Below are 13,720 nucleotides of genomic sequence, written 5' to 3'. Positions count from 1 at the left end.
ACTCATGTAATGACACTCTCCACTATAGCGGATCAGCGTCGGAAAGACCGTTCTGTCGGCACCACTCGGACAGCCGTGGATGCGTCCAGACCGGCGGCAGGGCTGTTCGTGGGATCGCACCAAAACGCCCGGGCGCCACCGGCCCGCCCTGAAAGTGAAAGTCACTGCCCAGTGAGCCCATCATGCTGCGGCGCGTCAGAATCTGGGCCAGATCGCGTCCCTGATCCTCATTTTGAAATCCGCTGACCAGTTCGGCACCCGCCGCCCCGGCTGCCCCGGCATCGTCCAGTAGCGCCGTCAACTTCTTGCGTGTCAGCCGGTAACGCAGCGGATGAGCCACCAGCGCAATGCCGCCTCCAGCCACAATCCAGTCGATGGCCGCCGACAGCCCGGGCCAGGGCTGTTTGACATCGCCAACCTTGCCGGCACCCAGGTATTTCCTGAAGGCCGTTTTCATGTCCGGCACCAGTCCCTCCTCCACCATGGCTCGGGCAAAATCCGGACGCCCCAGCGCAGTACGCTCACCAGCCTGCTGCTGTGCCTTGCGCCAGGCATCGCTGAATCCCGCCTTTTCAAGTCGCCGTGCCACTTCCTCGTTGCGTGCCAGACGCGCCTCGGCCTGACGCGCCAGCCCCTCCAGCAGGATATCGCCCGGTGCCTGTGGCAGTAGCGCCACGATATGAATACCGACCCCCTGCCACTGGCTGGATACCTCGACGCCCGGCAGTACCGCCACGCCGGCAGCTCGACCGGCAGCGCAGGCCTCATCCACGCCCGCCAGGGTGTCATGATCGGTCAGCGCCATGAACTTCACCCCGCGCGCTGCCGCCAGATGCACCAGATCGGTGGGTGAAAACGCGCCATCGGAAGCGGTCGAATGCATGTGAAGGTCAATGCCGCTGGCAGCATCAAGGCGGGTCGGCAACGTGAACCGTTCAGAAGACATGACAACTCCAGGGGATGGAAAAGATCGCATGATAACAGCTCGCCCGGCCTTGCCGCAGTGGAGCTGGCGCAACCGGGTTCGCCCCGTGTTAAGCTTTGCCGTTCATGCAGGGCGCGTGCTCGCGCCGACCCATCCCCGTGCCCTCGCCGACAGGAGATCGCACACGCTCATGAAGATGCTGATTGATTTTTTCCCCATTGCGATTTTCTTTCTGGTTTACCAGCTCACCAAGGACATCGTGCTGGCCACGGCCGTACTGATTCCGGCCACGATTGCGCAGGTACTGTTTACCTGGTGGCGCTTTCGCAAGATTGAAAAGGTGCACCTGGTAACACTGGCACTGGTGGTAGTGCTGGGCGGCGCGACCGTGATCTTTCAAAATGGTGACTTCATCAAATGGAAGCCGACCATCGTCAACTGGCTGTTCGGTGTCGCCTTTTTGCTGTCACCGCTGATTGGTGGCAAACCGCTGATTCAGCGAATGATGGAAAAGAACCTGTCCCTGCCGGCGCCGGTCTGGATGCGCCTCAATCTGGCCTGGGTGGCCTTTTTCATGGTACTGGGCGCCGTGAATATCTTTGTTTTCAAGACCTACAGCGAAGAAACCTGGGTTGATTTCAAGCTGTTCGGCATGATGGGACTGACCATCCTGTTTATTCTGATTCAGGGCGTGTACCTCGCCCGCCACATGAAAGACCCGCAACACAACACTACGGATTCAGGAGAGTAACCAGCCATGTTGTACGTCATCATCAGCCAGGACAATGAAGGCAGCCTGCCCCTGCGCAGGGAGGCCCGCCCGGAACACCTCGAACGCCTTGAGACCCTGAAGGCAGCAGGTCGGCTGGTACTGGCAGGGCCCTGCCCGGCCATTGATGCGAGCGACCCGGGCGAGGCCGGCTTTACCGGCAGTGTCATCGTGGCCGAATTTGCCTCCCTTGATGCCGCGACGCAATGGGCCAATGAAGACCCCTATGTTGCAGCCGGTGTCTACGCGTCGGTCAGCGTCAAACCCTTCCGCCAGACCCTGCCCTGACCCGCCCTCGGGTTATCCACGGCTTCTGTGGATAACCATGTGAAGAGTCCGCGGATGACATTCACATCCCCGTCATCTGCGGTCCCTGTGGCATGTTGTTCATTTTTTAACCAGTGCGGAACACGCCCGTGACCGATACCCTGCCTACGGCCGGCCTGACGCCGGCCCGACTGAGCTGGCGTGATGACGCGCCGGAAGCCGACGATTACGGCGATGTCTATTTTTCACGCGAAGATGGCCTGGAAGAAACCCGCCATGTCTTCATACACCACAATCACCTGCCTGAACGTCTGGCCGACTGGGATGAATCCCGTCCATTCGTGATCGGTGAAACCGGCTTCGGCAGCGGGCTGAACATGCTGTGCGCCTGTGCCTGTTTTGAGCAGTACGCACAGCCGACGGCGCGCCTGCATCTGGTGTCGGTGGAAAAGCACCCCTTTACACCAGACGATCTCAAACGTGCCCAGAGCGCCTGGCCCATGCTGGCCCCCTGGGCCGAGGCCATTCAGCGCCAATGGCCGACACCGGTGGCAGGCATTCATCGGCTGGTGTTGAGCGAGCGCATTACGCTGGACCTGCATCTTGGTGAAGCGGTAGAGATGATCACTGCACTTGACGGCGCGGTGGACGCCTGGTTTCTGGACGGGTTTGCACCCTCCAGAAACCCTGACATGTGGCAGCCGGCCCTGTTCGAGGCCATGGCTCGCGTCAGTCGCCCCCGGGCTACCTTTGCCACCTTTACCTGCGCCGGTTTCGTCAAGCGTGGCCTGAAGGCTGCCGGTTTTGCGATTAAAAAGGTGGCTGGTTACGGTCGCAAGCGGGAAATGCTGGTCGGCGAACTGGTCGAATCGACACCCACTGCGCCACGAGCAGCCACGCCCTGGTTCATCCCCCCGACACCGCCACAAGGCGATACCATCGCCGTGATCGGCGCAGGACTTGCCGGGATCAGTTGCGCAGAAGCGCTCGCCAGGCGAGGTCGACGCGTGCTGCTGATTGACCCAGCCCCCGGCCAGGGCGGGTCCGGTAATGATCAGGGCGCGCTCTATATCAAACCCGCGGCCTCTCCCAACGACCAAAGCCACTTCTATCTGGCCGGCCTGCAGTACAGCCTGCGCTGGCTGGCCCGGCTCGACCCGTCAATGGCTCACTGGGCGCCCTGTGGCGTACTCAGCCTGGCGCTCGATGAAAAGGGGCTGACCCGTCAGCGCACCATGCTGGCACGCTTCGGCCTGCCCGACACTTTACTGAGGGAAGTATCCTGCGAAGAAGCAGGCAGACTTGCCGGTACCCCCGTGGCCAGCGGTGGCATCTACTTCCCGACGGCGGGCTGGGCATCCCCCAGGGGCCTGTGTCATCTGGCCCGTCAGTGGCCGGGGATAACACTGACAACAGCAGCCCTGTCCTCACTTGATTACCAGGATGACAATTGGCATCTGATGCTCGATACCGGGGCTACCCTACGCGCCGATCAGGTCATTCTGGCCTGCGCCGAAGCCACTCGTCACTGGCCCGAGGCCGCCCACCTGCCACTGCAACCCATCAAGGGACAGGTCAGTCAGGCACCCGCCCTGGAGGCCACGCCGGGACCGGAGTGCGTGGTATGCGGGCGCGGCTATGCACCACCTCCACACCTGGGCCTACAGAGCTTCGGGGCCAGCTTCCACCCCGGCCACACCGATACGGAGGTAAGCCGGGAGGATCACGAGTACAACCTGACCGTACTGGCCGAGGCCCTGCCGGACTACACCCCGCACCTGCTGGCCGATGCTCCGAACCTCAAGGGCCGCTCTGCCCTGCGCTGCGCCACGCCGGACAAGAGCCCGTTTATCGGGCCGGCGCCCCGCGCTGAACGCTGGCGGACCGATTACCAGGGCCTTGGCAAGGATGCACGTCGCTTCCACAGTGATGTGCCCGGAGCGTGCTGGCCAGGGCTCTGGATCTCGACCGGCCACGGTTCGCGCGGGCTGTGCAGTGCGCCTCTGGCAGCAGAGATACTGGCTTCACGAATCTGCGATGAACCCGCGCCCCTGCCACGCCATCTGATGGATCACCTGCATCCGGGTCGACGCATCATCCGGGATCTGATTCGCGGCCACTGAGGCAATCGTTCACTTGCAGAAAGGGCGCGCCTCTCGGCGCGCCCTTTCTGTATCCGGATGAACCGGTTCAAGCATCCTCTTGAACTTACAGCGTTTTGATTGAAGCAATCATCTCGCCCACGACCTTCTGGCCATCGCCGTACACCATACGAGTATGGTCGAGATAGAACAGATGGTTTTCCACCCCGGAGAACCCGGCACCCTGCCCGCGTTTGATCACCAGAACATTCTTCGACTGGTCGGCGTTCAGAACCGGCATGCCGTACAACGGGCTGTCCGGATCGCTTTTGGCCACCGGGTTCACGACGTCATTGGCACCAATCACCAGCGTGACGTCTGTCGTATCGAAATCGTTGTTGATTTCTTCCAGATCCAGAATCATGTCGTAGGGAACGCCTGCTTCCGCCAGCAACACGTTCATGTGACCCGGCATACGACCGGCAACCGGGTGGATGGCAAACTTCACGTCCGTGCCACGCTCGGTCAACAGCTCAACCATTTCCCAGATCTTGTGCTGCGCCTGCGCCACGGCCATGCCGTAACCCGGCACAATGATGACCCGATCGGCATAAGCCATCTGGATACCGGCGTCAGAAGGGTCAACGCCCTTCATGCTGCCTTCGATCTCGGTCTGTTCCTTGCCTTGGCTGCCACCAAACTGCTTGAACAGAACGTTGGAGATCTTGCGGTTCATGGCCTTGGCCATCAGCTGAGTCAGCAGCGTACCAGCGGCGCCAACCACGGTGCCGGCGATGATCATTGCCGCGTTATCCAGCACGAACCCTTCCATCGCCACGGCAAGGCCCGTGAAGGCGTTGAACAGGGAGATGATGACCGGCATGTCTGCACCACCGATCGGCAGTGCCATCATCGCACCAAAGGCCAGGGCCAGAACGAAGAACAGCAGCAGTGTGACGCCGGAAGGCGTGGTGGTGGCGATCACGACCCCCAGAATGACGGCCAGCACGATAACCGCCAGGTTGATCCACTGCTGATTGGGGAAGTACATGGCCTTTTTCATGCGACCATCAAGCTTGGCCCACGCCACTACCGAACCACTGAAGGCCACACTCCCGATCAGAGCCCCCAGGACACCCAGCCACAGAGCCATCGGGCCGTGACCCTGTGCCAGGGCCGGGTCATTGGCAACACGAATCAGCTCCACGGCGGCGATGGCTGCTGCCGCGCCGCCTCCCATGCCGTTGTAGATGGCAATCATCTGCGGCATGTCGGTCATTTCGACCTTGCGCCCACCCATCCATGCCACGCCACCACCGATGGCAATGGCCAGCAGCATCAGGATATATCGACCGTCGATTTCCGGGTGAAAGAAGGTCGCGACCGTAGCCACCACCATGGCCACGCCAGCCCAGTGAATGCCACTGCGCGCCGTGGTCGGATGCGACATCCGCTTGAGTCCGAGGATGAACGTGACAGCGGTTGCAAAATAAACCAGCTCAACAATACCGCTCATTTGCCCTGCTCCTTGCCTTTGCCGCTTGACTTGAACATCTCGAGCATTCGCTCGGTCACTACGTAGCCCCCGACGGCATTACCGGCCGCCAGCAGCACGGCAATGAAGCCGATTGTCATCTCAAGGCCGGTTTCAGCCTGACCGAGAGCGATCATCGCGCCGACCAGCACGATGCCGTGAATGAAGTTGGAGCCCGACATCAGCGGGGTATGCAGGATGACCGGAACCCGGGAAATCACCTCGAAACCGACAAATGCTGCCAGCATCAGAATATAAAGTGCCGCTACACCTTCAATCATGCCTTGTCCTCCAGAGCCTTGCGCACACCCTCGTGCACGATGTCGCCGTCACGGGTCACGCACATCGGCCCGATGACAGCATCGTCAAAATCAAGTACCAGCTCACCGTCCCTGATAAACGGTGTCAGCAGATTGAACAGGTTCTTGCCGTACATCTCGCTGGTATTGACCGGCAGCTGTGACGGTATATCGAGCAGGCCGACAATCTTGACGTCGTTGTGCTCTACCGTCTCGCCGGGGCGAGTCAGCTCACAGTTACCACCGCCTTCGGCAGCCAGATCAACGATCACACTGCCAGGCTGCATGCGCTCGACCATGTCCTCGGTAATGATCTTCGGTGAAGGACGGCCAGGAATGGCTGCCGTGGTAATGACGGCATGGGCCGTGGAGAGATGCTTGGCCAGCGCTTCGGCCTGAGCGGCACGCTCGTCGTCGGTCAGTTCACGGGCATAGCCGCCTTCACCGGAAGCGTCGACGCCGGTGTCGATCATGCGCGCGCCCAGCGACTCGACCTGCTCACGCGCGGCAGCGCGGATATCATAGGCCCAGACCTGCGCACCAAGCCGCCGTGCGGTGGCAATGGCCTGAAGGCCAGCGACACCCGCCCCGACTACAATCACTCGCGCCGGGCGAATGGTACCGGCAGCGGTAGTCAGCATGGGGAAGAACACACTGGCCTCGTGAGCAGCGGTCAGCGCCGCGTGGTAGCCGGCAGCCGCAGCCTGGGAGGACAGCGCATCCATGCTCTGGGCCCGGGAGATACGCGGCACCAGCTCCATCGCCAACGCCGTGATGCGTCGCGCCTTGCAGCGCTCCAGCAACTCGCGACTCTGGAACGGAGACAGCAGCCCGACCAGCACCGTGCCTTCGGCCAGACTGTCGATCAATTCAGGCTCCGGGGGGCGTACGCACAGCACCAGACCGGCATCTTCCGCATGCTGGCCCGCCTCGAGCACCTGCACACCGGAGACATCGTCATAGGCAGCATCAGCAAAGTGAGAAAACCTGCCGGCACCGGCATCCACCATGACAATGCTTTGATCAGCATCGGCCGACACGGCCCGGGCAAGCTTGCCTGCTGTGGTCGGGTCCAGTGCGACACGGCGTTCACCCGGCGCACCGGGCCCTGCCGAGGGCGCACGAGACTCACGCACAACTCGAATAGTCAGCATTCAACAATCTCCCTCGTTCCACGAGAATAATACTTGCACAATGATTAACAGGATGACCGGGCGATACATGCCGACCGGTTTAATTCAATCGGGAACAAGAGTGTTTAAAAAAGTGGAAACCAGGTCAAGAAAAAGCGAAAAAATTCTTTAAAAACAACAACTATAATGCTTACCCTATATATTTTATAACGCTTTATCTATGCATGTTGAAAAGTATCAACTGCCTGTTTTAAATGAAATAAGTAGGTATTTATCAAACCGCCATTCATGTTATGAACACCATAATAAAAACGTTATGGCTGTTTTTTCAGGTAGCGGCCTGCAAGTGGCGCACTGCTGACAACCGTCTCATTCCGAGCGTCGAAGCTGTTCCAACCGCTCATTGTCGAGGCACATGTAAGTAAAGGAAGGTCGGCCGATCTGACCGTAGGCGAAGGTCTCTTCAAGCACTTCCCGAGTGGCAAGGTACTTGAGGTACTTGCGTACCGAGACACGTGACATTCCGGTTAACCCGGCAATATCCTCGGTGGAAAAGTGCTCTTCCGACACGGATAAAATCGCGTCGATCACCTGAACCAGACTCGGCAGGGTCAACCCCTTGGGCAACCCGGAAGGACGGCGCATATCCGAGCGTGGCGCCCGAAACAGGGTATCCAGAAGCTGCTGGTTAATATCGTTGCCCGGCTGATCAAGCACATCACGCTGGCGCCGTGCTGAAAGCACCGCGTCGCGAAAGCGCAGGAACTCGAAGGGCTTGATCAGATAATCCGTCACCCCGAGCCTGCGGGCCTCACGGATGGTGTCGCGCTCGGACGCCGCCGTAATCAGTATGATTTCAGGCACCACGGCCTGTCCCTGCAGTTCACGCACCAGCTCCAGCCCGTTGCGAGCACCGAGATACACATCCAGCAGAACCAGATCCACCGGCTCACGGTCCAGCACCACTCGTGCCGTGGTGAGGTCACTGCACCGGGCCACCAGCTGCATGTGTTCGATCCTGGCCAGGTACTCCACGTTCAGCTTCATGACCATGGGGTCGTCTTCTACCACCAGCACCCGGGTATCAGTGCTTTTCGGCATCATCATCACTCCAGTAGGGGTAGGTGATTTCTATCAGGGTGCCTTCGCCGGGCGTGGAGTACAGCGCCAGATCCCCTCCGGCGGTCTCCAGACGCTCCTGCACCAGCGACAGCCCCAGCCCACGATTCGCGCCCCGTGTGGACACGCCGCGGGCGAAAATATTCGACTGCATCGATGGCGCAATGCCTGGGCCATTGTCCTGCAAATGCGCCGACAGGCTGTCCCCCTCGCGGTCCATGGTCAATACCATCATGGGCGAACGATCGGTGACGGTATCAAGCGCTTCAAAGGCGTTATCAATGATATTGCCCAGAATCGTGACCAGATCGTGTATGACCCGGGGACTTCGCTGTATATCAATCGGCTGCTCGATGCGAATATCAAACTGCACGCCCCGTTCACGCGCCTCGCTCTGCTTGCCAAGTAAAAAGCCGGCCAGTGCCGGCTCCTGCACGTCCCCGGTCAGCTGCGATGACTGCGATATCCGATGATCCGCCAGCGCCTTCAGGTACTCACGCAGTGCCGGAAGATCCCCCAGATGAGCCAGACCATGAATCACGTGGATCTTGTTCTTGAACTCATGCGTGGACGCGCGCAGCGCTTCGGCATAACGACGCACGCCGGTCAGCTCCTCGGCCAGCACATGCACATCGTTCTTGTCCCGGAAGGTCATCAGCGCCCCTTCCTGATGCCCTCGCCACAATATGGGCCGGTAACTGATCAGCAGCGTCATGGCATCAAGCTGCAGGGTCTGGTGCTCCCGGCCCTGATCGGTGGTCATGCCCCCCGAACAGGCCAGTTCAGGCCAGTGGGTATCCAGTAGCACGCCTTCACTCGGCAACGGTCGGGACAGCCGCGACAGCAAGCGCCGGCCGGCCGGGTTCAGCAGGGTCACTCGCCCTTCGGCATCAACAGCCAGCACACCATCCTGCATGGCATCCAGCATGGCCTGACGCTGCTGAACCACATGGGCGATATCATCGGGCTCCATGTCGAGCAGGCGCCGCTTGACCGTACGGGCCAGCCACAGGGCACCATAGGCACCCACCGCCCCGATCAGCGCGAGGGTAAACCCCAGCCGCCAGCGATTACGATCCAGAAGCGGCGTCAGCCGACTCATGGTAACCCCCACCGAGACGGCTCCGAGCTGTCGGCCGTCGGGGCCGATGACCGGTGCAAAGCCCCGCAGGCTGATGCCCAGACTTCCCTCTGCCCGGGAAACATAGTGCTCCCCCAGACTCAGCGCGCGCACTTCATCACCGCCAATGAAGTGATGACCGATCCGCTCGCGTCGCGGGTGCGTCAGGCGCATGGCCTGCTGGCTCATTACCACAATGAAGTCCACGCCCAGCGCCTGGCGCAGTGTGGTAATCCGTTGCTGAAAGGGAGACAGCGGTGTGTCGCGGGCCAGTGGCTGAGGCTCCCCGTCGGACAGGGCACTGATGACATCGGGGCGCTCGGCAATGGTCAGCGCCAGATTACCGACGCGATCTCCCTGCGCCTGTTCCAGGCTCTCGACAAGCTGTCCATTGAACAACCAGAAGGCCCCGGCCAGGGTCACGCCGATCAGCACGATGGAGACCAGTGCAATCAGTCCGCTCAGGCGCCAGCGGCGCCGGCGCAGGGTATTCAACCAATGGATTAACATCATGACGGGCTGATCGACCTTGGTGGCATGTTTTGAAACCGGCAAATGTGCAGCGCGCAGCGGGTATGCTTTTTTAAGTTACGAAACGATTTTTAAACTACGCAAAGATTGGCGACACGGTGCAAACCCGTATCCTCGTGCCCCTGAACCAGCTGCCGCCCGGCGGCCATTCGATAACCACATACGTTGCCGGATATTTCTTCCGCACGTTTACGGGCCAACCCGTGGAGCCACATCATGAGTGATTCTACCAGCAGCGCGACAGCCTCAGCGACTGTCCCTGCCTCGAGTCTGCGTATTTTCAATATTCCCCTGCCGGTCTTTGCCGTAGTGGCCGTGGTCATGGCCATCGCCATGTACATGGGCGTATTACCAACGGGCATGATCGGTGCCCTGCTTGTGATGATGGTGATCGGCGAGCTGCTGGGCTTCATCGGCGATCACATGCCGATTGTCAAAACCTACCTGGGCGGCGGGGCCATTCTGGCCATTTTCGGTGCCGCAACCATGGTGTACTTCAACGTGCTGCCGGAAACGGTAACCACCGGCGTGACGTCCTTCATGAAGGGCGGCGGTTTCCTGAACTTCTATATCGCCGCACTGATTACCGGCAGTATCCTCGGCATGGATTCCAAGATCCTGGTCAAGGTCGGTACGCGCTTTGCCCTGCCCTTGCTGGCGGCAGTGCTGTTTGCCTGCCTGTTTGCCATCGCAGTCGGCATGGTCATGGGCTTTTCGCCGCAGGACGCCGTTGTCGTCATTACCCTGCCGATCATGGGCGGCGGCATGGGTGCCGGTGCCGTGCCGATGAGCCAGATCTACGAGCAGCTGCTGGGTCAGCCGGCCAGCTATTACATCTCTATTCTGGTGCCGGCGCTGGCGCTGGGTAACGTCTTTGCCATCATCATTGCCGGACTGCTCAACGGGCTGGCAAACCGCATGCCAAGCCTGTCAGGCAATGGCCAGATGATGCCGGGCGTTGAAATCGAGGAAAAGACCACACCCGTGGACATTTCCAAACTCGGCATTGGCCTGGTCATCGCCCTGAGCTTCTTTACTGCCGGTCAGATTCTGGGCGAGTTCATTCCGCTCCACCCCTACGCGCTGATGATTGTGCTGGTAGCCGCCATGAAAATCACGAACCTGGTACCGGAGTTCATCAACGATGCAGCGGCACACTGGTTTCGCTTTGTCGCCAAAAACTGGACCTTTGCCCTGCTGTTCGGCATCGGCATTGCCTACACCGATCTGGGCCAGGTAATTGACGCCATCTCGATCACCTATGTCATGATCGTATTTGCCGTCGTGGCCGGCGCCGCCTTCGGAGCAGGCCTGCTGGGCAAACTGGTCGGCTTTTATCCGATCGAAGCAGCCATCACGGCCGGTCTGTGCATGGCCAACATGGGCGGTACCGGGGATGTTGCCGTACTTTCTGCCGCCAAGCGCATGCAGCTGATGCCGTTTGCCCAGATCTCGTCTCGTCTGGGTGGTGCGCTGATCCTGCTGATCTCGAGCCTGGTCGTGCCGATGTTCTTTACCTGAACGACCTGAGCACGCACGAAAAAGCGCCCCACGGGGCGCTTTTTTCATGAACAGGCCCTGCTCGGGTCAGTCAGTCCTCCTCGTCATCAAAGGCCTGACGACCAAAGGCTTCCCACTGCTCCCGCGTCATGACCTCGGTGGATTCGGTCTCAAGGTCATGCACTATCATCAACTCGCCACGCTCAAGACGAGCCTGCAATTGAGCGGTCCAGCCGCGGGTGCCGGCATCGCTGGTATCACTGGTGTCGTAGCCCTCACGAGTGACAAACACATCCAGCAGGGCATTAAGGGTATCAACCGGCAGCATGGAAGCAGGGACCTGAATGAACCGGCCTCCATCAAGCGTTGTGGTACTCATGGGCGTACTCCGTGATGGTCAAATAGATCCAGCAACTGCTGTTCGCTCCAGACAGTAACGCCCAGTGCGGTTGCCTTGTCGAGCTTGCTCCCCGCGCCGGGGCCGGCAACTACCGTATGGGTCTTGCCGGAAACACTGCCGCTGACCTTCGCCCCCAGCGCCTGCAGCGCTTCCTTCGCGCCGTCCCGGGTCAGCGTGTCCAGTGTGCCGGTCAGCACCCAGGTCTGCCCGGCCAGCGGCTGAGCGGCATGCGTCACATCGACCACCGGCCACTGCACGCCCTGAGCGATCAGATCCTCAACAATGGCGACATTGTGCGGTTGCTGAAAGAAGATCTGGATATGCGCCGCCACGATCGGACCGATATCGTTGATCGCCATCAGCTCCTGCTCGGTGGCGGCCATGATCGGTTCCAGCCGACCAAAGTGTGTCGCCAGTACCGTGGCGGTGGTTTCGCCAACCTCGCGGATACCTAGCGCGAAGATGAAGCGGGCCAGTGTCGTCTCCCGGGCATGCGCCAGTGACGTGATCAGATTCTGCGCGGATTTGGCGCCCATTCGATCAAGGCCTTCCAGGGTCTCTGCTGTCAGACGGAACAGGTCCGCCGGCGTCTTGACCAGCTCGCGCGCCAGCAGCTGATCAATCAGCTTGATGCCCAGCCCGTCAATATCCATGGCCCGGCGACTGACAAAGTGCTTGAGGGCTTCACGGCGCTGGGCACCACAGTACAACCCGCCGGAACAGCGCGCGTCCACCTCGCCGTCCAGCCGCTCGACGGCCGAGCCACATACCGGGCAGTGCGTCGGCAACGTAACCGGGCGGGCATCATCGGGGCGACGTTCCACGAGAACGTCCACAACCTTGGGAATCACATCCCCTGCCCGGTAGACCGTCACCGTATCCCCGATATGAAGCCCCAGCCGGGTAACTTCATCCATGTTATGAAGCGTTGCATTCGAAACCGTAACGCCCGCCACCTGCACCGGTTCAAGCTTGGCCACCGGCGTCAGTTTGCCGGTTCGCCCGACCTGAAACTCCACATCACGGACCCGCGTAAGCTGCTCCTGCGCGGGGTACTTGAACGCAATCGCCCAGCGTGGCTCACGGGAACGAAAGCCCAATGCCCGCTGCGCGGCCAGGCTGTTCAACTTGATGACGGCACCGTCAATGTCGTAATCCAGATCATCACGCTTCTCGCCCAGCTGGCGACAAAAGGCGATGACGTCCTCGATACCGGTCACGACCTGAAGCTCCGGGCTGGTCATGAATCCCCAGTCACGCAAGAGCGCCATATTGACTGAATGAGCAGGCTGTTCACGCGACTCGTCAATACGGGCTACCTGGTAGGCACAAAACTCCAGCGGACGCTGAGAGGTAATGGCCGGGTCCAGCTGACGCAGGCTTCCGGCAGCGGCGTTGCGCGGGTTGGCAAATACCTTGTCGCCCTGTGCCCGTGCCTGTTCGTTCAGCTCCTCGAATCCCGAGTGGCGCATATACACTTCACCGCGCACCTCCAGCAATGCCGGCCAGTCGTCACCCCGCAGACGCAACGGAATCGAACGCAGGGTGCGCAGGTTACTGATAATGCCTTCGCCTACCCGGCCGTCTCCCCGCGTGGCTCCGCTGACCAGCTTGCCCTGCTCATACACCAGCGACACCGCCAGACCGTCGAGTTTGGGCTCACAGCAGAATTCAAGGGTCGAGGCCGGTTCGGAAAGCGCCTTGCCGACACGCGAGCCAAAGGCATGCAGTTCGGCATCATCAAAGGCATTACCCAGCGAAAGCATCGGCACCGCATGCTCGACCTCGGGAAACCCCGCATCAGGCCTGGCCCCTACACGCTGGGTCGGAGAATCACTGGTCACAAGTTCGGGATGGTCCGCCTCCAGTGCCTGAAGCTCACGCATCAGGCGGTCGTATTCCACATCAGGCAGGCTCGGAGCGTCCTCGACGTAATACTGATAACTGGCGTTTTCAAGCTCACGACGAAGGGTGTCGACACGTTGCGCGGGGGTGCATGAACGGGCACTCATGGCAGGGCACTCTTACTCAGGGGTCAAAAG

Annotated in this window: 12 protein-coding genes; 4 read left to right on the top strand and 8 right to left on the bottom strand. The window is 60.5% G+C overall.

The window, feature by feature from the left end; all coding sequences use genetic code 11:
• Window positions 1–22: 22 nt before the first annotated feature.
• Window positions 23–946 carry a PHP domain-containing protein gene (locus OQ287_RS00510; protein ID WP_265895212.1) on the bottom strand — a complete coding sequence of 308 codons (924 nt, stop codon included), beginning with the start codon at window positions 944–946 and terminating at the stop codon, window positions 23–25.
• Window positions 947–1,115: 169 nt separating this feature from the next.
• Between OQ287_RS00510 and OQ287_RS00505 the strand changes: the two genes are divergently transcribed.
• The 3 genes from OQ287_RS00505 (at window position 1,116) to mnmC (ending at window position 4,084) form a co-directional block, all read left to right on the top strand.
• A complete protein-coding gene (locus OQ287_RS00505; RefSeq protein WP_265895885.1) occupies window positions 1,116–1,676 on the top strand; it encodes a septation protein A in 561 nt (186 codons plus the stop codon).
• Between the two features lie 6 nt (window positions 1,677–1,682).
• On the top strand, window positions 1,683–1,982 hold the full coding sequence (locus OQ287_RS00500) for a YciI family protein (RefSeq protein WP_265895211.1): 300 nt from the start codon (window positions 1,683–1,685) through the stop codon (window positions 1,980–1,982).
• A 128-nt stretch (window positions 1,983–2,110) separates the two neighbouring features.
• Complete coding sequence (mnmC, locus tag OQ287_RS00495; protein WP_265895210.1) at window positions 2,111–4,084, top strand: bifunctional tRNA (5-methylaminomethyl-2-thiouridine)(34)-methyltransferase MnmD/FAD-dependent 5-carboxymethylaminomethyl-2-thiouridine(34) oxidoreductase MnmC; 1,974 nt, start codon at window positions 2,111–2,113, stop codon at window positions 4,082–4,084.
• A gap of 85 nt (window positions 4,085–4,169) precedes the next feature.
• On the opposite strand, the gene OQ287_RS00490 is transcribed toward mnmC, so the two are convergent.
• From OQ287_RS00490 to OQ287_RS00470, 5 genes are all read right to left on the bottom strand, one after another.
• Window positions 4,170–5,558: an NAD(P)(+) transhydrogenase (Re/Si-specific) subunit beta gene (locus tag OQ287_RS00490; protein ID WP_265895209.1), complete on the bottom strand. Its 1,389-nt coding sequence runs from the start codon at window positions 5,556–5,558 to the stop codon at window positions 4,170–4,172.
• A complete protein-coding gene (locus OQ287_RS00485; protein WP_250935877.1) occupies window positions 5,555–5,857 on the bottom strand; it encodes an NAD(P) transhydrogenase subunit alpha in 303 nt (100 codons plus the stop codon). Before OQ287_RS00485 ends, OQ287_RS00490 begins: the two co-directional genes overlap by 4 nt.
• Window positions 5,854–7,029 (bottom strand): NAD(P) transhydrogenase subunit alpha, encoded by a 1,176-nt coding sequence (locus tag OQ287_RS00480; protein ID WP_250935875.1) that lies wholly within the window; start codon window positions 7,027–7,029, stop codon window positions 5,854–5,856. The genes OQ287_RS00485 and OQ287_RS00480 overlap by 4 nt, the downstream gene beginning before the upstream one ends.
• A gap of 348 nt (window positions 7,030–7,377) precedes the next feature.
• Complete coding sequence (locus tag OQ287_RS00475; RefSeq protein WP_265895208.1) at window positions 7,378–8,109, bottom strand: response regulator; 732 nt, start codon at window positions 8,107–8,109, stop codon at window positions 7,378–7,380.
• Complete coding sequence (locus OQ287_RS00470; RefSeq protein WP_265895207.1) at window positions 8,093–9,760, bottom strand: ATP-binding protein; 1,668 nt, start codon at window positions 9,758–9,760, stop codon at window positions 8,093–8,095. The genes OQ287_RS00475 and OQ287_RS00470 overlap by 17 nt, the downstream gene beginning before the upstream one ends.
• A gap of 234 nt (window positions 9,761–9,994) precedes the next feature.
• On the opposite strand from OQ287_RS00470, the gene OQ287_RS00465 reads away from it, so the two are divergent.
• Complete coding sequence (locus OQ287_RS00465; protein WP_265895206.1) at window positions 9,995–11,299, top strand: 2-hydroxycarboxylate transporter family protein; 1,305 nt, start codon at window positions 9,995–9,997, stop codon at window positions 11,297–11,299.
• 70 nt (window positions 11,300–11,369) lie between these two features.
• Here OQ287_RS00465 and OQ287_RS00460 read toward each other — a convergent pair whose 3' ends face one another.
• Both OQ287_RS00460 and ligA read right to left on the bottom strand, forming a co-directional pair.
• Complete coding sequence (locus tag OQ287_RS00460; protein ID WP_265895205.1) at window positions 11,370–11,657, bottom strand: YheU family protein; 288 nt, start codon at window positions 11,655–11,657, stop codon at window positions 11,370–11,372.
• Window positions 11,654–13,690, bottom strand: a complete 2,037-nt coding sequence (gene ligA / locus OQ287_RS00455) for an NAD-dependent DNA ligase LigA (protein ID WP_265895204.1) — start codon at window positions 13,688–13,690, stop codon at window positions 11,654–11,656. Before ligA ends, OQ287_RS00460 begins: the two co-directional genes overlap by 4 nt.
• Window positions 13,691–13,720 lie beyond the last annotated feature (30 nt).

Origin of the sequence: Larsenimonas rhizosphaerae, assembly GCF_026240105.1 — a bacterium.
GTDB lineage: Bacteria > Pseudomonadota > Gammaproteobacteria > Pseudomonadales > Halomonadaceae > Larsenimonas > Larsenimonas rhizosphaerae.
Note: the sequence above shows the minus strand (reverse complement) of the source record. Positions and strands in the feature narration are given on the sequence as shown.